An 18,393-nucleotide genomic window follows, 5' to 3' on the forward strand; every position below is an offset into this window, starting at 1 on the left:
TCATCATGATGCAGATCAGCCGATGGTCCGGGTGCCGACCCGGCGGCCGGTCGTGAGAGTCGAGGATGGCATGGAGTTCCTGACCAGTCCCGAGCTGTGGATCGCGTTCGCGACCCTGCTCCTGCTGGAGATCGTGCTGGGCATCGACAACGTCGTGTTCATCTCGATCCTGTCCGGTCGGTTGCCCGAGCACCAGCAGGCCCGGGCCCGGACGATCGGCATCTCGCTCGCCCTGATCACCCGCCTGCTGTTGCTGGCGTCGTTGTCCTGGATCATCGGTCTGACCGCGCCGCTGTTCACCGTGCTCGGGCAGGAGATATCCGGGCGTGACCTGATCCTGCTGCTCGGCGGGATATTCCTGGTCGGCAAGGCGACGTACGAGATCCACGAGCATCTGGAAGGTTCCGACCACGAGCGCGAGGGCCGCAAGGTGGTCTCGTTCGGTGCGGTCATCGCGCAGATCCTGGTGCTGGACGTGGTCTTCTCGCTCGACTCGGTGATCACCGCGGTCGGCATGGTCGACGAACTCGCCATCATGGTCGCCGCCGTGATCATCGCGATGATCATCATGCTGGTCTCGGCCGGAGCGGTCAGCAGGTTCGTCAACCAGCACCCGACGGTCAAGATGCTGGCCCTGTCGTTCCTGCTGCTCATCGGGGCGAGCCTCATCGCGGAGAGCTTCGACCAGCACATCCCGAAGGGCTACGTGTACGGCCCGATCGCCTTCTCGATCTTCGTGGAGTTCCTCAACCTGCGGGTCCGGGCGCGGCAGCGTCGCCAGCAGGAGCGGCAGCCGGTGCAGTTGCACCCGACGTACGTGAAGCAGGGTTCGCCCCGCACCGAGCCGGAGTCGCAGCCGGAGACCACGCCCGCCAGCTGACCCGCGCCGAACTCGACGCCGCACGCACCCACCCGGTGCGTGCGGCGTTCGTCGTACGTGCACAGTGCCGCCGCCGTGCTCCCGGGCGCCCGGCACAGACAACCGCTACTCGTGCGTAACTTTTCATTGACGTTTCTGGATTGTGACCCGCATCATCAGTGCACGGTCGATCGGACATCCCACCGCCTCCACCCGGTAACCCCGGGATCCCCTTGGGAGGTGCAGCGATGCTGCTCCGAAAGGCTGTCCCCGTCCTCGCTCTCACGGTCGCCGCCGTCCTCGCGGCTCCCGCCGCCACCGCCGCTCCACCCGCCACGGCAGCGCCCACCGTCGCGCCGACCGGTGCGGCCGAAGTCGACGGCCTGCGGGCGCTGGCCGGTGCCAATCCGGTCGTCGTGGTCGGTGGGCTCAGCGGGATCGCGGCCGTCTACGAACCACTCGCCGCCCGGCTACGCGCCGACGGGTACCGGGTCTGGATCTACCAGTTGCCCAACCTCGGGCTCGGCGACATCACCGCGTCCGCCGCCGGGCTGCGCGGATATGTCGGACAGGTCCGCGCCGCCGCCGCTGGTGCCAAGGTCGACCTGGTCGCACACTCCGAAGGTGGCCTGGTCAGCCGCTACTACATCAAGAACCTCGGCGGCGGCGAGGCCGTCGAACGCTATGTCGGCCTGGGCACCCCGCAGTACGGCACCTACGTGGCGAACATCGTGTCGTTCCTCGGCCTGGGCAGCTGCGCCGGCGTGGTCGCCTGCCAACAGATGACCATCGGGTCGTCGTTCCTCACCGCTCTCAACGCGGGCGACGACACGCCGGCCCCGGTGCGCTGGACCACGGTGCGTACCTGGCAGGACGAACTGGTCCGACCGGTGGACAACGCGATGCTGGCCGACGGGGCGACGAACGTACTGATCCAGTCCCGGTGTCCGCTTCGCGTGGTCGGCCACCTCGGCCTGGTGCTCGACGGCACCACCTACACCGTCGTCCGGCAGGCCCTGCGCGACGCCGCGATCAACCCCAACTGCCTCGCCCTGTGACCCACCCGGCCCGGCGGCTGCACAGAGCCGCCGGGCCGCAGCCACCAACACCCCACCTGCCCGTTGACGAAGCCCGACCCAGACAACACCCCCGATGCCAGGCGGGCCGCGCAGGCAGCAGTTTCCCCGAAGTTGTCCGGTCCAAGCGGGCGCAGGCAGCAGTTTCCCCGAAGTTGCAGGCGCACGGCATGGCGCGTGGGGGGGTCAGGTGGTGGCGGCGGAGAGCCTTTCGTACTCGGCGTCGGTCAGCTGCACCTGAGCGGCGGCGACGTTCTCCTCCAGGTGCGCAACGGACGACGTACCGGGAATCGGCAGCACGACCGGCGACCGGCGCAACAGCCAGGCGAGGGCCAGTTGCGCGGGCGTCGCGCCGTGCTCGGCGGCCACGGCGTCCAGCGGGCCACCCGGTCGGGCCAGTTCCCCGGTCGCGATCGGGTACCACGGAATGAACGCGAGGTCGTGCTCTTCGCAGTGGTCGAGCACGTCCTCCGCGTCGCGGTTGGCCAGGTTGTACAGGTTCTGCACGGACACGATCGGCACGATGCGCCGGGCCGCCTCGATCTGGTCGACGGTCACCTCGGAGAGTCCGATGTGCCGGATCTTGCCCTCCTCCCGCAGCAGCGCCAGCTCACCCAGCTGATCGGCCAGCGGGACCGCCGGATCGATGCGGTGCAGCTGGTAGAGCCCGATGGTCTCCAGCCCGAGGTGGCGCAGGCTCAGCTCGCACTGCTGACGCAGGTACTCCGGTCGGCCCACCGCCCGCCAGTCACCCGGGCCGCTGCGGGTCAGCCCGGCCTTCGTCGCGATGAGCAGGTCGTCGGCGTACGGGTGCAGCGCCTCGCGGATCAGCAGCTCGGAGACGAACGGGCCGTACGAGTCGGCGGTGTCGATGAACGTCACCCCCAGCTCGTACGCGCGGCGCAGCACCCGGACCGCCTCGGCCGGGTCCTTCGGGTCACCCCAGACCCCGGGACCGGTGATCTGCATCGCGCCGTAACCGAGCCGGTCGACCTGAAGATCGCCGCCGATACGGTAGGTGCCGGACTCCTTGGCCGGTCGGGTGCCGGTGTCGAGCGCCATGGGGCCACCTTTCGGTTCGCTGCCTGTCGGAGCCCCAAATTACCCCGGTCGGCTTCGGGACAGCGGCCGGTCGCCGCGGCTGCTACTGCTGTGCGGGACGGTGCCTGCGACGGGAGGGCTGGCATGTGGCGACGGTTCAGGTCCGATCCGGTGCAGCGGCTGCGTGAGCGGCTCGACAGCTTCGGGACCACCATGGAGCCGCGGTGGGTGCTGGACCACGAGGCGCTGATGGAGGCCAGGCCGCTCTACGACCTGCTCGACGGCGTGAGCCGCCGGGGTGCGTCGGAACGCGAGGCCGAGGCGCTGTTCCTCCTGGCCTGTCTGCACTGGTACCGGTACCAGTGCCTACCGGCGGGCTCGGACGGGCCGGACCTCGTCCAGGCGGTCGGGTTGACCGAACTGCTGCTCAGCCTGGCGCCGGAGCGGGTACCGCCGTCGCTGCTGGCGATGCTCCGCGCGCATGTATCGGCCGGTCCCGGCCGCGACGTCGGTTCCGGTGCGTCGGCCCGGGCCGACCCTCGTCCCGGCTCCGGAATCGGGGCGTCGGGTGCCGGTGCCGCGAACACGGCAGGTTCTGGGCCCTCCGGCAGCGCGCGCAGCGGTACGCCGCCCCCCGGTGTTCGCGTCCCGGCCGCGCGCTCCACTCCCGAGGCCGAGTTGGGCGCTGCGCTGTTCGGCCAGGCGGTCATGCTGATGGCCGGGGCCGAGCGGTCCGGGGACTACCGGGTGGCCGACCAGGCGCAGGCGCTGCTGGAACGGGCGCTGGTCGGGACACCGTCCGGCGCACCCGAACGCCTGCACTACCTTTCCGCGCTCGGACGGGTGCACCGGGAGCAGTACCTGCGGCTGGGCCGGCAGCGGTCGCTTCCGGCGGCGATCGACGCGCACCGGGAGAGTCTGGAGTCGACCCCGGCCGGTGACCCGGAACGTCCGACCCGGCTGTTCAACCTCGGCAACGTTCTCGGTGACCGGTTCGAACAGGCGGGGGACGTCGCGGCGCTGGACGAGTCGATCCAGCTGCTCGGCGACGCGGCCCGGGCCGCTCCCGCCGACGCGCCGGTTTGGCTGATGGCTCGGGTGAACCTCGCCGGGCAGCTGCGGGAACGCTGGGAGCGCCGGGGCGAACCGGCCGACCTCGACCGGGCCGTCGACGTGCTGGCGCAGGCGGTGTCCGTCCGGGCCGACCCGCTGGTCCTGTTCACGTACGCGACGCTGGCCAGTAGACGGTTCGTGGCCAGCGGCACCGACGGCGACCTGGACACGGCGATCGAGGCCAACCGTGCCGCGCTGGCCTCGGGGCTCAGCGAGGAACAGGGCGGCCTGGCCCGGGTCACCCTGGCGGGGCTCGTCGGTGAGCGCCACGAACGGCGGAAGACCCCGGCCGACCTGGACGCGGCGATCGAGGCGTACCGGGTGGCGGCGGCCGGACCTCGGCTCGACGGGCAGGACGCGGGCGGGCTGTGGCAGGCCGAGGGCAAGCTGTTGGAGGCGCGCTACGCGCTGCACCGCCGGGCCGACGATCTGCGCGAGGCGGAGCGGCTGCTGCGGGCGGCGGTCGACGGGACGACCGACCCGGAGCAGCGGGCCCGCGTGCTCTGCGACCTCGGGTACACACTGGGCCGATGGCACGCCGACCTGTTCGGGTTGGCGACCCTCCGGCAGGCCCGCGAGGTGCTGACCGAGGCGGAGCGGCTGCTGCCGGCGGATCATCCGTCGCGGCCCGACCTGCTGAACAACCTGGGCGACACGCTGCGTGACCTGGCCGACCAGGCGGGTGAGCCGGAGCTGCTGGAACTCGCCGTGACGAAGCTGCGCGAGGCGGCGGCGAACCCGGCGAATCCCGCGAAGCTGCCGCTCTACCTGTCGAATCTCGGCCTGGCGCTTCAGGAACTCTTCGGCCGGACCCAGGACCTGGCAATCCTCACCGAGGCGATGGTGGTGCTGCGGCGGGCGGTGGCCGCTGCTCCGCCCGGGAATCCGGACCGGATGTGGGGGCTGTTCAACCTCGGATCGGCGCTGAACCGGCGCACCGAACTGGTCGTCAACGCCGCGCTGCCGACCGACGGTGCCACGCCGGAGCAGGCCCGCGCCGCCGCGCTGACCGACGCCGAGCAGGCGGTCACGCTGCTCCGGGAGGCGGCGGAGCTGGCGCAACGGGAGGCCGAGCCCGAGGAACGCGTCCGGATCGTGCGTACGCTCGCGCTCAGCCACCTGCTGCGGCACCAGCTCACCGAGGATCCCGCCGTGCTCGACGAGGCGGTCACCCTGCTGCGGGCGCTCGCCGACGCGGCCGCAGCCTCGGCCGGCGACCGGTACCGGCTGCTGACCAACCTCGGCAACGCGCTGTTGATCAGGTTCCGGACCAGGCGCAACGCCCCCGACGCCCGCGAGATGCTGACGGCGTACCGGGCGGCCGTGGCGGCCCTGCCGGTGGACCATCCGGAGCGGACCATGTGCCTGAGCAACCTGGCCGTCGCCGTCGAGGAGATCACCCACTCCACCGCCGACGCGACCGCTCCGGCCGACGCCACCGCCCAACCGGCCCCCGACGGCCCGGCCCCCGACGGCCCGGCCGCCACGGGGCACAGCGCGGACTCGACCGCCGTCGTTTCGGCCGTCGGCGGCGACCTGCCCCCGGTCGACCTGGCCGAGGCGATCGGCGCGCTGCGCGAGGCCGCCGCGATCGAGGCGGCGCCGTCGCTGTTGCGGGCGGTCGCCGCGCGGCGGTACGCCGCTCTCGCCGCCGAGGCGGGCGACCTGCCGGCCGCCCTGGCGGGCTACACCACGGCGATCGAACTGCTCGACCTGGTGGCCTGGCACGGCATGGACCTCGACGACCAGGGCCGGCTGCTCGGGCAGTTCCCGGGGCTGGCCGGCGACGCCGCGGCGGTGGCGATCGCGCTCGACCGGCCGCAACGCGCGGTGGAGCTGCTGGAGTACGGCCGAGGGGTGCTGCTCACCCGGGCCCATGACGCCGGGGCCGACCTGGCGGCGCTGCGCGCGCGGGCACCCCACCTGGCCGAACGGCTGGCCGCCACGCAGGCCGCCCTCGATCGGCTGGTGCCGGTGGCCGGTCCGACCGGGCCGGCACCGCTCGGCGGGCCTACCGCTGCTGTCCTCGCGGTGGCGGTCCGACCGGCTGACGACGAGCCGGGGGTGGGCTCGGAGCGCCGCCACGAGTTGGCCGTCCAGCGGCGCGAGGTGCTTGCGGAAATCCGGCAGCTGCCCGACTTCGGCCGTTTCCTCCGTCCACCTCCCTTCGCCGACCTGGCCCGGGCCGGCGAGGACGGTCCGGTGGTGCTTGTCAACGTCGCCGACCGGCGGTGCGACGCGCTGCTGGTCAGCGGGGGACGGGTGACGACGGTGCCGCTGCCCGAGCTGAGCCTCGGCGAGCTGCAGGTGCGGGCCGCGTACTTCCTGACCGGGCTCGCCGAGGTCACCGCGCCCGTCGGCGACCCGGGTCCGGAGGCGCAGCGCCGCCGGGCCGCGTTCCGCCGCCGGATCCCGGAAACCCTCGACTGGTTGTGGCGGGTGGTCGCCGCCCCGGTGCTGGACGCGCTGGACCCGCCCGCCGCGCCACCGGATGCCGGGGCCGCCCCGGCCCGCCTGTGGTGGTGTCCCACGGGGGTGCTCGCCCTGCTGCCCCTGCACGCCGCCGCCCCATCGGGTGGCGGGAGCGGGGTCCTCGACCGGGTCGTCCCCTCGTACACGGCCTCGCTGCGGGCGCTCATCCGAGCCCGGCGGGGGCCGGCGAGCAGCTCCGCGCCGGTGACCTCGGCCCTGGTGGTCGGGATGCCGCGGACGCCGGGGCTGGCGGACCTGCCCGGCGCGGCGGGGGAGGAGGCCGTGGTGCGCCGGTACGTGACCGACGTGACGACGTTGACCGGGCCGAGCGCCACTGCCTCGGCGGTGCTCGACGCCCTGCCGGGAACGCCAGTGGTCCACCTGAGCTGTCACGGCACCCAGGATCTGGCCGCACCCGCCCGGGGTCGGCTCGCGTTGGCCGGCGGTCCGCTGCACGTACGGGACCTGTGGCGGCCGGCCGACACCACGGCCGCGCTCGCGGTCCTGTCCGCCTGTGACACGGTGCGCGGTGGCGCCGCCCTGCCGGACGAGGCGCTGACCCTGGGCACCGCGTTCCAGTTGGCGGGTTTCCGACACGTCATCGGCGCGCTCTGGGCCATCTCCGACACGCTCACCGTGCAGCTGTGCGAGGACCTGTACGCGGCGCTGGCGGTGCCCGGTGGTCTCGACCCGGAACGGGCGGCGTCCGCCCTGCACCACGCCGTCCGGCAGGTGCGTGCCGCCCTGCCCGACCTGCCGGAGCTCTGGGCCGGCTACGTCCACGTCGGCCCCTGACCGGGCGCGGGTCGCCCTCCCGATTTCACCGGGACGCCCCGGAGCCGGTCGACGACGCACGGCCCGCGACCGGGCACCGGCTCGGGTCAGGGCTGGCCGGGCGCGTACCAGGTGACGCCCACGGCGGCGATCAGCAGGGCGGTGCAGGCCAGCACCAGCAGCACCCCGAGGCGCAGGGCCCGGGCCGCGGCGAGGGCCTCGCGGTGCTCGCCGAGCGGAGCCGGGAGCAGCTCGGCGACCGGTGTCACCGACAGCGGCCCGTGCGCGGCCCGCAGCAGCGCCAGCGCCCCGGCGACCCCGGCCACGACGGCGGCCAGCAGCAGTACGCCGACCAGGGCGCCCCAGCCCGGTGCGAGGGTGCTGACGTCGGAGCGACCCCGGATCAGGCTGAACCCGACGAGCGCGACGAGCAGGCCGCCCAGCCCGTTGCGCCAGGCCAGCGCGGCGGCCCGGACCCGGTCCAGTTCGCCGCGCAGCAACGCGGCCAGTTCCTGCGCCCGGCGCAGGTCGGTACGGGTCGCCGGGGGACCGGGCCGCAGTCGGATCACGCCTCGACCTCCAGGGTCACCGTCCAGTACGCGCCGCAGCCGGCCAACCCGTCGGGGCGGGCCGGATGGTCGGCGGCGCAACTGCACAGCAGCGTCCGGTAGCCGGGGTCGACCGCTGCCTGCGGTGCCTCCCGCCGGTACACCTCGTCGACGATCGGGCAGCTGATCGGGTGCTGGCAGCGGGGGCAGTCGCCGCTGAGCAGCACCGCCGGACCGTACCGGCGCACCGAGAACGTCTCCGCGACCCGGCTGCCGTACCCGGTGTCGGTGACCTCCGCGTACGGCAGCGGCTCCGCCGCCGGCTCACCATCGCGCACCGCCGCACCCCTCCCACCGTCGTCGCCGCGACGACGAGCACACGGTAGCGAGCGCCCGCCCGCCGGTCACCCGGCGCGCGGGCGGACCCGGTGATCGGCCTGGACGCGGGTGCCGGGAGCAGGATCGGCGGAGCGCCGGTACGGGCGGACCGTCCGTGGGAGGCTGGACGGTACCGCCGCGTGCACCGCCTGGCGTCGGCGGGCCGTGCGGAAGGGAAGCCATGTCAGGGGAGCCGCAGGTCGACTTCGCGCTCGACACCTACGAGTGCATCGTGCTGTATCCCGGCGCCGCCGGGCGGGCGTTGCCGCCCGAGACCATCCAGCGGTTGCAGGCCGAGCACGCCCGGCACATGCAGGCGATGCAGCAGCGGGGCATCATCCTGGTCGCCGGGGCGGTGGACGGCCAGGCCCGGGAGCCGGACCCGCCGCTGGGGTTCGGTCTGGCGCGGACCGGGTCGGTCGACGATGTCCGCAGCGTGATGGAAGCCGATCCGGCGGTGCAGGCCGGCCTCTACCGGGTGGACGTGATGACCTTCCTCTGCCCGGCCGGCTCGCTGGAGTTTCCGCTGGTCAAGACGGAAAGCTGAGGCACTCCAGCCGCGGTCACGGCGGGTTGTCGGCGGTGCGCGTACAGTTGTCGACCCGGAGCGCCCCCACGCGGCCTGGCGCCGGGGGCGTACCATTCCGGCGCGCGGTCGCCGTTGCCCGCCGTCGACGTCCGGAGCGGCCCACGCTCGCCGGCCGCGCCACTGGGCCGCGCGCCGTTGGACAACTGTTCCACATTGCGCAAGGGGTCGGCCGGTGGTCCGACCCGGAGGAGAGACTAGCCTGATGGGCGTGACACGCCGCGCGAAGATCGTCTGCACTCTTGGCCCCGCCACCTCGTCGCCCGAGCGCATCCGTGGGCTCGTCGAAGCCGGCATGAACGTGGCGAGGCTCAACTTCAGTCACGGCAGCCACGCCGACCACGAGTCGGTCTACCGGCTCGTCCGGGAGGCGGCTGAGGCGGCGGGCCAGCCGGTGGCGATCCTGGCCGACCTCCAGGGGCCAAAGATCCGACTCGGCCGGTTCGCCGACGGGCCGCACGAGTGGCGTACCGGTGACTCCGTGGTGATCACCGGTGACGACGTCGTGGGCAGCAAGGAGCGGGTCTCCTGCACGTATCGCAAGCTTCCCCAGGAGGTCAAGCCCGGTGACCGGCTGCTGATCGACGACGGCCGGGTCGCCGTCGAGGTCACCGACGTCACCGGCAACGACATCCGGGTGCTGGTCACCGAGGGTGGGCCGGTCAGCAACAACAAAGGCGTCTCGCTGCCCAACGTGGCGGTCAGCGTGCCCGCCCTGTCGGAGAAGGACGCCGCCGACCTGCGCTTCGCGCTCGGCCTCGGTGTCGACCTGGTCGCCCTGTCGTTCGTCCGCTCCGCCGACGACATCAAGCTGTGCCACGCGATCATGAGCGAGGTCGGTGTGCACCGCCCGGTGCTGGCCAAGGTCGAGAAGCCGGAGGCGGTCGACCACCTCGAAGCGATCGTGCTGGCCTTCGACGGGGTCATGGTGGCCCGCGGTGACCTCGGCGTGGAACTGCCGCTCGACGAGGTGCCGCTGGTGCAGAAGCGCGCGGTGCAGTTGTGCCGGGAGAACGCCAAGCCGGTCATCGTGGCCACCCAGATGCTCGACTCCATGATCGAGAATTCCCGGCCGACCCGCGCCGAGGCCTCCGACGTGGCGAACGCGGTGCTCGACGGTGCCGACGCGGTGATGCTCTCCGGTGAGACGAGCGTCGGCAAGTACCCGGTGCTCACGGTCAGCACCATGTCCAAGATCGTCACCACCACCGAGGCCGGATCGATCCTGGTGCCCCGCCTCCAGCACGACCCGCGTACGCACGGCGGCGCGCTCACCGTGGCCGCCTCCTCGATCGCCCGGGCCATCGGCGCCAAGGCGCTCGTCGCGTTCTCCCAGACCGGTGACACCGTGCGCCGGCTCAGCCGGCTGCACTGCGACCTGCCGCTGCTGGCCTTCACGCCGGTGCCCGAGGTGCGGGCGCAGCTCGCCCTCTCCTGGGGGGTGGAGACCTTCCTGATGCCGTTCGTGCAGCACACCGACGACATGTTCCGCCAGGTCGACCAGGCGCTGCTCGGGCTGAACCGGGGCAACCCCGGCGACTACGTGGTGATCGTGGCCGGCAGCCCGCCCGGCAGCCCCGGCTCGACGAACACCCTGCGGGTGCACCAGCTCGGTTCGCTCGTCGACGCCGCCACGGCGCGGGCGTTGCAGTGACCGACGGCTCGCTCGTCGGGCAGGCCGCCGTCGACCAGCTGCTGGAGGTCCTGGACCTCGCGCCCACCGGCACCATGTCGTTTCGCGGGATGAGCCCGCCGGTCGGTCCGCAGCGGGTGTACGGCGGCCAGGTCGCCGGGCAGGCCCTGGTCGCCGCCGGCCGCACCGTCGACGCGGAGCGGGTGGTCCACTCGCTGCACGGCTACTTCGTGCGTGCCGGCGACCCGGTCGAGCCGATCGAGTACGAGGTGGAGAACATCCGCGACGGCCGCTCCTTCTCGGTGCGTCGGTCGGTCGCGCTCCAGCACGGCAAGCCCATCTTCTTCATGTCCGCCTCGTTCCAGCGGCCGGAGGAGGGGCTGGACCACCACGCCCCGCTGCCGCCGGACGTGCCCGGGCCCGAGTCGGTGCCGACCATGACCGACCGGCTGTCCCGCTACCCGGAACGGCTGGGCATCTGGGGGCAGATTCCCCGACCGATCGACGTGCGCTACGTCGGCGAGCCCGGTTGGGTACGTCCCGGCGACCGGCCGGCCGACCCGCACCAACGGGTGTGGATGCGCATCGACGGCAAGCTGCCCGACGATCCGCTGCTGCACGCCTGCGCCCTGACCTACGCCTCCGACCTGACCCTGCTCGACTCGGTGCTCTCGGTGCACGGCGAGGTGTGGGGACCGGGCGGGGTGGTGGGGGCGAGCCTGGACCACGCCCTGTGGTTCCACCGGCCGTTCCGCGCCGACGAATGGTTCCTCTACGACTGCTGGAGCCCGTCGGCCTCCGGAGCGCGCGGGCTGGCCACCGGCCGCATGTTCACCGTGGCCGGCAGCCAGATCGCCAGCGCCGTCCAGGAGGGACTGCTGCGCCGGGTCGGCGGCTAGCCGACCCGTCCTGCCGAGCGGTGGCCGTCCGGCCGGCAGGCCCCGGCGACCCGGCAGGTCCGGTGTCCGGGCCGCCAGGCAGCGCCCGGATACCCGACCGTTAACCTGTCCGACATGCGTCTCTCAGCCCGGGTGGACTACGCCCTTCGAGCGGTCGCCGAACTGGCCTCGGTGACCGGGGCTGGACGGGGTCGACCGGTCACCGCCGACCAGATCGCGCGGGCCCAGCAGATCCCGCCGAAGTTCCTGGAGAGCATCCTGCTGCAACTGCGTCGGGCCGGCGTGGTGCAGGCCCAGCGCGGCCCGGAGGGCGGCTACTGGTTGGCCCGGCCGGCCGAGGAGATCAGCCTCGCCGAGGTGATCCGGGTGATCGACGGGCCGCTTGCCCATATTCGGGGCCAACGCCCCGAGCACCTCGGCTACCAGGGTGCGGCGCGGGCGTTGCAGGAGGTCTGGATCGCGTTGCGGGCCAGCGAGCGGCAGATCCTCGAACTGGTCACCGTCGCCGACGTGGCGCGAGGCACCCTGCCCGAGCCGGTCACCAAGCTGGTCGCCGATCCCGCCGCCTGGACCTGACCGGACCCGCCGGCGCACCCCGGACGCCACGCGTCGGGCGACGTTGTCGTCTCACTGACTGATAGCGGGGTTGACCGGAGGCCCCGGCATCCCGCATTGTCGACCAAGCCGATAGGAGATACCAATTTAGCCGGGAGGCGTCGTGCGCAAGCTGCTCGTCATCGCGTTGGTGGGGCTCGCCGCGCAACTCGTCGACGGATCCCTCGGCATGGCGTACGGGCTGACCTCCTCGACGCTGTTGCTGTTGGTCGGCGTCGCACCGGCGGCGGCGTCCGCCTCGGTGCACCTGGCCGAGATCGGCACCACGCTCGCCGCGGGCACCGCGCACTGGCGGTTCGGCAACGTCGACTGGCGGGTGGTGCGCCGCATCGCGGTGCCCGGCGCGCTCGGTGCCTTCGCCGGTGCCACCTTCCTCAGCGCCCTGTCCACCGAGTCGGCCGCCCCATGGATGGCCGCGATCCTGTTCACGCTCGGGGCGTACCTGCTCGTCCGGTTCTCCCGGCCGCTGCGCCGAAACCCGGCCGCCGGCCGGCTACGCGGGCGTTTCCTCGGCCCGCTCGGTCTCGTCGCCGGCTTCGTCGACGCCACCGGCGGTGGTGGATGGGGCCCGGTGGCCACCCCGGCGCTGCTGGTCAGCGGTCGGCTGGAGCCCCGCAAGGTGATCGGGTCGGTGGACACCTCCGAGTTCGTCGTGGCCTCCGCCGCCAGCCTCGGCTTCCTGATCGGGCTGGGCACCGAGGGCTTCCTGCTGCCGATCGTGCTCGCGCTGCTCGCCGGTGGCCTGATCGCCGCACCGGTCGCGGCCTGGCTGGTCCGCATCGTGCCGGCCCAACTGCTCGGCGCGGCCGTCGGTGGCGTGATCGTGCTGACCAACGCCCGGGTCCTGATGCGCGCCGGCGATGTGGACGGTTCCCTGCCGGTGATCGTCTACCTGCTGTTGGCCGCCGGATGGATCACCGCCCTGACGCTTGCGGTCCGGGTGCTGCGGCGGACCCGCCGCGAGCGGTCCCTCGCCGCGACCCTCACCACCGACACCCCGCCGCTCGCCCCCGCACAGACCCCCGCCCCCGCCGAGCCGGTCGGTGCCGGGCACGAGCGCCGGCCCTGATTCCCGTTGACCATGAGGTTGTTGTCCCGACACGCCGGGCGCGGGGACAACAACCTCATGATCGACGAGATGGTGGAGGGGAGAGGGTTGTCGCGGTGTGGGAGATGAGTTGCCAGGCCTCGTCGACGTGGGCCTGGGTGGTCTGTGGGGCGCCGACGGCCAGGCGTAGCGTGTGCCGGCCGGCGACCCGGGTGTGGGTCAGGTAGATCCGGCCGGTGGCGTTCACCGCCGCCAGCAGGCGCTCGTTCGGCCCGTCCGGGCCGCGCAGCCGGAAACAGACCAGGGCGTACGGATGGTCGGCGACCAGTTCGAACCGTTCGTCGGCGCGGACCCGGTCGGCGAACCCGGCGGCCAGCGCGACGCCGCTACGGATGTGCTCGCGCAGACCCTCGACGCCGTACCAGCGCAACACGAACCACAGCTTCAAGGCCCGGAACCGCCGACCCAGCGGCACCTGCCAGTCCCGGTAGTCGATCACCGCGCCGGACTCGGTGGCCGCGTTGCGCAGGTACTCCGGCAGCACGGTCAGCGCCTCCACCAGCTCACCCGCGTCGGCCACCCAGAACGCGTCGCAGTCGAAGCCGGTGAGCAGCCACTTGTGCGGGTCGAAACAGTACGAGTCGGCGTACTCCAGGCCCGCGTGGCCGAACCGCAACTCCGGGCAGACCGCCGCCGCGCCCGCGTACGCGGCGTCGACGTGCAGGAAGACACCGTGCTCGGCGCAGATCGGACCGAGCTCGGGCAGCGGGTCCACCGCCGTGGTGGAAGTGGTGCCGACGGTCGCCACCACCAGGGCGGGCACCAGTCCAGCCGCCCGGTCCGCCTCGATCGCGGCGCGCAGCGCCGCCGGCGACATCGCCCGGGTCACCGGGTCCACCTCGATCAGGCGTACGCCCTCGGCGCCCAGCCCCGCGATCCGGGCGGCCTTCTCGACCGACGAGTGTGCCTCGGTCGAGGCGTAGACCCGGTAGCGACGGTCGACGCCGGCCTGGCGCCATCGCCCACCGGCGGCCCGGTGCAGCGCGACCAGGGTGGCCACCAGGGTGGCCGAGGAGGCGGAGTCCTGGATGACGCCACCGCCGTTGCCAGCGGAGCGGAACCGGGCCGGCAGGTCCAGCAGGTCGGCCAGCCAGTCGAGCAGCACCGTCTCCAGTTCCGTGCACGCCGGGCCGGTGGCCCAGAGCATGCCCTGCACGCCGAGTCCGGCGCTGACCAGGTCGCCGAGCACGCTGGGGCCCGAGGTGTTGGCCGGGAAGTAGCCGAAGAAGCCCGGATGCTGCCAGTGGGTGAGCCCGGGTGCCACCAGCTTGTCCAGGTCGGCGAGGACCGCCTCGACCGGTTCGCCTTCAGCCGGTGGCCCGGCCGGCAGCCCGGCGGCCACCGTGCCGGGCGGGTCCTGGGAGGTCACCGGGCGTTGGGGCAGGGTCGCCCAGTAGTCGGCGATCCAGTCGACCACCGCGTACCCGGCCCGGCGGAACTCCTCCGGCGTCATGTGTGCAGCCACCCGGCGAGTGGATCAAAAGGAGCCGCGGTAGAGCAAGGCGGCGGATCGATTGTGCGCAGAAAACGCTTGCCCTAGCATCACAGATGCGCGGGAACGCACTCATGTTCATCGATCAGATGGATCCTTTCCGCTAGCGCGGCCCAGCCGCCGGCCCGGGCACGGCCGGTGGACGAACACCCGCCGGCCCCGGGCACGGCCGGCGGAGCACCGGACGCCGCGCGTCCCGACCTCCACCGGAGGAACCATGCCTCGCACCGCCCCCCGGGCGGCCCTGCTCGCCGCGGCCACCGCCACCGCGGTCGCCGCCGCCGGCGTGCTGACCACCCTGACCGCCTCGGCCGCCGCCGCCGGATGCCGCGTCGACTACCGCGTCACCAACCAGTGGACCGGCGGCTTCGGCGCCGACGTCACCATCACCAACCTCGGCGACCCGGTCGACGGCTGGACCCTCACCTGGTCCTACACCGCCGGGCAACAGGTCACCCAGGCCTGGAACACCACCGTCACCCAGTCCGGCGCCCAGGTGAGCGCCCGCAACGTCGACTACAACGCCGCCATCGGCACCAACGGCAGCGTCAACTTCGGCTTTAACGGCTCGTGGAACGGCAGCAACCCGGCCCCCATCAGCTTCGCGCTGAACGGCACCACCTGCACCGGCGCCACCACCCCGACCCCCACGCCGACCACCCCACCGTCCAGCACGCCGCGTCCGTCACCCACCGTGGCGCCGTCGACGACTCCATCGCCGACCACCCCACCGCCCACCCCACCGCCCGGGGCGATGCAGGCGGAGAACCTGGAACGGGGGCTGGTCAGCGTCCGCTCCGGGGCGGCCAACCTGGTTTCCTGGCGGCTGCTGGGCACCGAGACCAGCGGCGTCGCGTTCAACCTCTACCGGGGCACGAACCGGGTGAACGCCAGCCCGATCACCGGCGCGACCAACTACCTGGACAGTGGCGCGCCGGCCGGAGCGAACTACACCTTGCGGGCCCTGGTGGACGGCGTCGAACAGACCCAGTCCGTGCAGGCACTGCAGTTCCCCGCCGGCTATCTCGACGTGCCGTTGCAGGTCCCGCCGGGCGGCACCACACCCAGCGGCGAGGCGTACACCTACTCGGCGAACGACGCCAGCGTCGGCGACCTCGACGGTGACGGCGACTACGACTTCGTGGTCAAGTGGGAGCCGTCCAACGCCAAGGACAACTCGCAGTCCGGCTACACCGGCAACGTCTACCTCGACGCGTACACCCTGCCCGGCTACCGGCTGTGGCGCATCGACCTGGGCCGCAACATCCGCGCCGGTGCCCACTACACCCAGTTCCAGGTGTACGACTACGACGGTGACGGCCGTGCCGAGGTGGCCATGAAGACCGCCGACGGCACCCGCTCCGGCACCGGCCAGGTGATCGGCAACGCCAACGCCGACCACCGCAACTCCGCCGGCTACGTCCTCGCCGGCCCGGAGTACCTGACCATGTTCGACGGCGGCACCGGTGCCGCCCTGTCCACCGTCAACTACGACCCGCCGCGCGGCACCGTCTCCTCCTGGGGCGACAACTACGGCAATCGGGTCGACCGGTTCCTCGCCGGCACCGCCTACCTCGACGGGCAACGCCCGTCGCTGATCATGGCCCGTGGCTACTACACCCGCGCGGTCATCGCCGCCTGGGACTTCCGCAACGGAGCGCTCACCAAGCGGTGGACCTTCGACTCCAACGCCGCCGGCAACGGCGCCGCCGCCGGGCAGGGCAACCACAGCCTCTCCGTCGCCGACGTCGACGGCGACGGCCGGCAGGAGATCGTCTACGGTGCGGCCACCATCGACGACAACGGCCGCCTGCTGTGGTCCACCGGCCACGGCCACGGCGACGCCGGGCACGTCGGCGACCTCGACCCGTCCCGCCCGGGTCTGGAGTACTTCAAGGTGAGCGAGGACGGCAGCAAGCCCAGCTCCTGGTTCGCCGACGCCCGCACCGGTCAGATCCTCTGGTCCACCCCGACCGGCGGCGACAACGGCCGGGGCGTCTCGGGCGACATCTGGGCCGGCAGCCCCGGTGCCGAATCCTGGTCGTCCGCGGTGAGCGGCCTGGCCAACACCCGGGGCCAGAACATCGGCCGCAAGCCGTCCTCGACGAACTTCCTCGTCTGGTGGGACGGTGACCCGGTCCGCGAACTGCTCGACGCCACCCGGATCGACAAGTACGGCACCGGCGGCGACACCCGCCTGCTCACCGGCAGTGGCGTCGCGTCGAACAACGGCACCAAGGCCACTCCCGCGCTCTCGGCCGACCTGTTCGGTGACTGGCGGGAGGAGGTGGTGTGGCGCACCACCGACAGCCGGGCCCTGCGCATCTACAGCACCCCGACCCCGACCAGCATCCAGCTCCACACCCTGATGCACGACCTGCAGTACCGGGTCGCCATCGCCTGGCAGAACACCGCCTACAACCAGCCCCCGCACCCGAGCTTCTTCCTCGGCGACGGCATGAGCACGCCGCCCGCGCCCAACATCTACCTGCGTTGACCGCCAGGGTGCACAAGCGGTAGAAGAAAGGGAGAAGGCACCGGGCCGCAATCGCGGAATCCGCACAACTGCGGCCCGGTGCCCCACACCGCGGCACCCCCGACCCGTCCCGACCGGGGAGTGCCGTACCACCACCGGATACAAAGTTAGGCGGGCTCCGCGTCGCGAGGGTGACGCTGCCGTGAAGATCGTGTTTCACGACGCCCGAAACGCTGTGACCTGGGCCACCTTGCCGCACCGGCCACCGGGGCCCGCCGGCCGTCGGCCGCCGCCTCAGCGACGCAGACCGCCGGCCACCTCCGTCGCGATCAGCTCGAACGAACGCACCCGATCGGCGACGTGGTACACCATCGTGGTCACCATCAGCTCGTCCGCGTCGGTGCTTTCCAGCAGCTCACTCAACTGCCGGCGTACCGTCTCCGGGGAACCGCTCGCCTGACCCTGCCGGCGCTGTGCCAGGAACTCCCGCTCGACGTCGGTGTACGGGTACGCCGCCGCCTCGTCCGGGCTCGCCAGGGGCTCCGGTCGCCCCGACCGCAACCGCAGGAACGACAACCCGGCCGGCCCGGCCAGCCACTCGGCCCGCTCGTCGGACTCCGCGCACACCGCGTTCACCGCCACCATCGCGTACGGCCGCTCCAGCCACCGCGACGGGCGGAAACTCTGCCGGTACAACGCCAACGCGGGCAACGTGTTCTGCGCGCTGAAGTGATGCGCGAAGGAGAACGGCAGGCCCAGCGCGCCGGCCAGCTGCGCACTGAACCCACTGGAACCCAACAACCACACCGCCGGCCGCTGCCCACGCCCCGGAGTCGCGGTGATCCGTCCCGACGCCGACTCGTCGAAGTAGCCCATCAGATCGTTCAGCTCCCGGGGGAAACCCTCAGCCGACAGGCCCTCCATGGTCCGGCGCAGCGCCAACGCGGTCACCTGGTCGGTGCCGGGCGCCCGGCCAATGCCCAGGTCGATCCGTCCCGGATGCAGCGCCTCCAGGGTGCCGAACTGCTCGGCGACCACGAGCGGCGCGTGGTTGGGCAGCATCACCCCACCGGAGCCGAGCCGGATGTCGGTGGTGTGCGCGGCCAGGTGCGCGATCAGCACCGCCGGCGCCGAGGACGCGATGGCCGGCATGTTGTGGTGCTCGGCCACCCAGAACCGGTGGTAGCCCAGCTCGTCGGCGCGTCGCGCCAACTCAGTGGTGTGCCGCAACGCCTCACCGGCGGAGGCACCGGCCGCGACGGGGGCGAGATCCAGGACAGACAACGGAACGTCGATCACACGGCTGGCCAACCCGGCCTACGC

General features: G+C 72.7%; 14 protein-coding genes. 9 read left to right on the forward strand and 5 right to left on the reverse strand.

Translation table 11 applies throughout. The features are described 5' to 3' along the window. Positions 1-52 precede the first annotated feature (52 nt). Both O3597_RS05925 and O3597_RS05930 read left to right on the forward strand, forming a co-directional pair. The gene (locus tag O3597_RS05925; RefSeq protein ID WP_281603456.1) at positions 53-880 is read left to right on the forward strand and encodes a TerC family protein; all 828 of its coding nucleotides are present in this window, start codon (positions 53-55) and stop codon (positions 878-880) included. A 227-nt stretch (positions 881-1,107) separates the two neighbouring features. Further along, complete coding sequence (locus tag O3597_RS05930; RefSeq protein ID WP_281603457.1) at positions 1,108-1,917, forward strand: alpha/beta fold hydrolase; 810 nt, start codon at positions 1,108-1,110, stop codon at positions 1,915-1,917. 204 nt (positions 1,918-2,121) lie between these two features. Here the strand turns inward: O3597_RS05930 and O3597_RS05935 are convergent, their stop codons facing one another. After that, entirely contained in the window at positions 2,122-2,997 is an 876-nt protein-coding gene (locus tag O3597_RS05935) for an aldo/keto reductase (protein WP_164448341.1), read from the reverse strand. A 123-nt stretch (positions 2,998-3,120) separates the two neighbouring features. On the opposite strand from O3597_RS05935, the gene O3597_RS05940 reads away from it, so the two are divergent. Next, a complete protein-coding gene (locus tag O3597_RS05940; protein WP_281603458.1) occupies positions 3,121-7,356 on the forward strand; it encodes a CHAT domain-containing protein in 4,236 nt (1,411 codons plus the stop codon). Between the two features lie 86 nt (positions 7,357-7,442). Here the strand turns inward: O3597_RS05940 and O3597_RS05945 are convergent, their stop codons facing one another. Both O3597_RS05945 and O3597_RS05950 read right to left on the reverse strand, forming a co-directional pair. Beyond that, a complete protein-coding gene (locus tag O3597_RS05945; protein WP_281603459.1) occupies positions 7,443-7,904 on the reverse strand; it encodes a hypothetical protein in 462 nt (153 codons plus the stop codon). Then, positions 7,901-8,221, reverse strand: coding sequence for a hypothetical protein (locus tag O3597_RS05950; protein WP_164448338.1), 321 nt, complete (start codon positions 8,219-8,221; stop codon positions 7,901-7,903). The genes O3597_RS05945 and O3597_RS05950 overlap by 4 nt, the downstream gene beginning before the upstream one ends. A gap of 221 nt (positions 8,222-8,442) precedes the next feature. Between O3597_RS05950 and O3597_RS05955 the strand changes: the two genes are divergently transcribed. The 5 genes from O3597_RS05955 to O3597_RS05975 all read left to right on the forward strand — a co-directional run bounded on the left by O3597_RS05955 (position 8,443) and on the right by O3597_RS05975 (position 13,063). Continuing rightward, positions 8,443-8,808 carry a YciI family protein gene (locus O3597_RS05955; RefSeq protein WP_164448337.1) on the forward strand — a complete coding sequence of 122 codons (366 nt, stop codon included), beginning with the start codon at positions 8,443-8,445 and terminating at the stop codon, positions 8,806-8,808. A 244-nt stretch (positions 8,809-9,052) separates the two neighbouring features. Continuing rightward, positions 9,053-10,501, forward strand: coding sequence for a pyruvate kinase (gene pyk / locus O3597_RS05960; protein ID WP_164448336.1), 1,449 nt, complete (start codon positions 9,053-9,055; stop codon positions 10,499-10,501). Beyond that, entirely contained in the window at positions 10,498-11,379 is an 882-nt protein-coding gene (locus O3597_RS05965; protein WP_164448335.1) for an acyl-CoA thioesterase II, read from the forward strand. The genes pyk and O3597_RS05965 overlap by 4 nt, the downstream gene beginning before the upstream one ends. 114 nt (positions 11,380-11,493) lie before the next feature. Beyond that, positions 11,494-11,955 carry an Rrf2 family transcriptional regulator gene (locus O3597_RS05970; RefSeq protein WP_164448334.1) on the forward strand — a complete coding sequence of 154 codons (462 nt, stop codon included), beginning with the start codon at positions 11,494-11,496 and terminating at the stop codon, positions 11,953-11,955. Positions 11,956-12,097: 142 nt separating this feature from the next. Continuing rightward, positions 12,098-13,063, forward strand: coding sequence for a sulfite exporter TauE/SafE family protein (locus tag O3597_RS05975; protein WP_281603460.1), 966 nt, complete (start codon positions 12,098-12,100; stop codon positions 13,061-13,063). 55 nt (positions 13,064-13,118) lie between these two features. Here the strand turns inward: O3597_RS05975 and O3597_RS05980 are convergent, their stop codons facing one another. After that, the gene (locus O3597_RS05980) at positions 13,119-14,567 is read right to left on the reverse strand and encodes a pyridoxal-dependent decarboxylase (RefSeq protein ID WP_281603461.1); all 1,449 of its coding nucleotides are present in this window, start codon (positions 14,565-14,567) and stop codon (positions 13,119-13,121) included. Between the two features lie 244 nt (positions 14,568-14,811). Between O3597_RS05980 and O3597_RS05985 the strand changes: the two genes are divergently transcribed. Further along, positions 14,812-17,091: a cellulose binding domain-containing protein gene (locus tag O3597_RS05985; protein WP_281603462.1), complete on the forward strand. Its 2,280-nt coding sequence runs from the start codon at positions 14,812-14,814 to the stop codon at positions 17,089-17,091. Between the two features lie 273 nt (positions 17,092-17,364). On the opposite strand, the gene O3597_RS05990 is transcribed toward O3597_RS05985, so the two are convergent. Further along, entirely contained in the window at positions 17,365-18,354 is a 990-nt protein-coding gene (locus tag O3597_RS05990; protein ID WP_281603463.1) for an LLM class flavin-dependent oxidoreductase, read from the reverse strand. Between the last annotated feature and the right edge of the window lie 39 nt (positions 18,355-18,393).

The sequence above is a fragment of the Verrucosispora sp. WMMA2044 genome (assembly GCF_027497155.1).
Lineage (GTDB): Bacteria > Actinomycetota > Actinomycetes > Mycobacteriales > Micromonosporaceae > Micromonospora > Micromonospora palythoicola.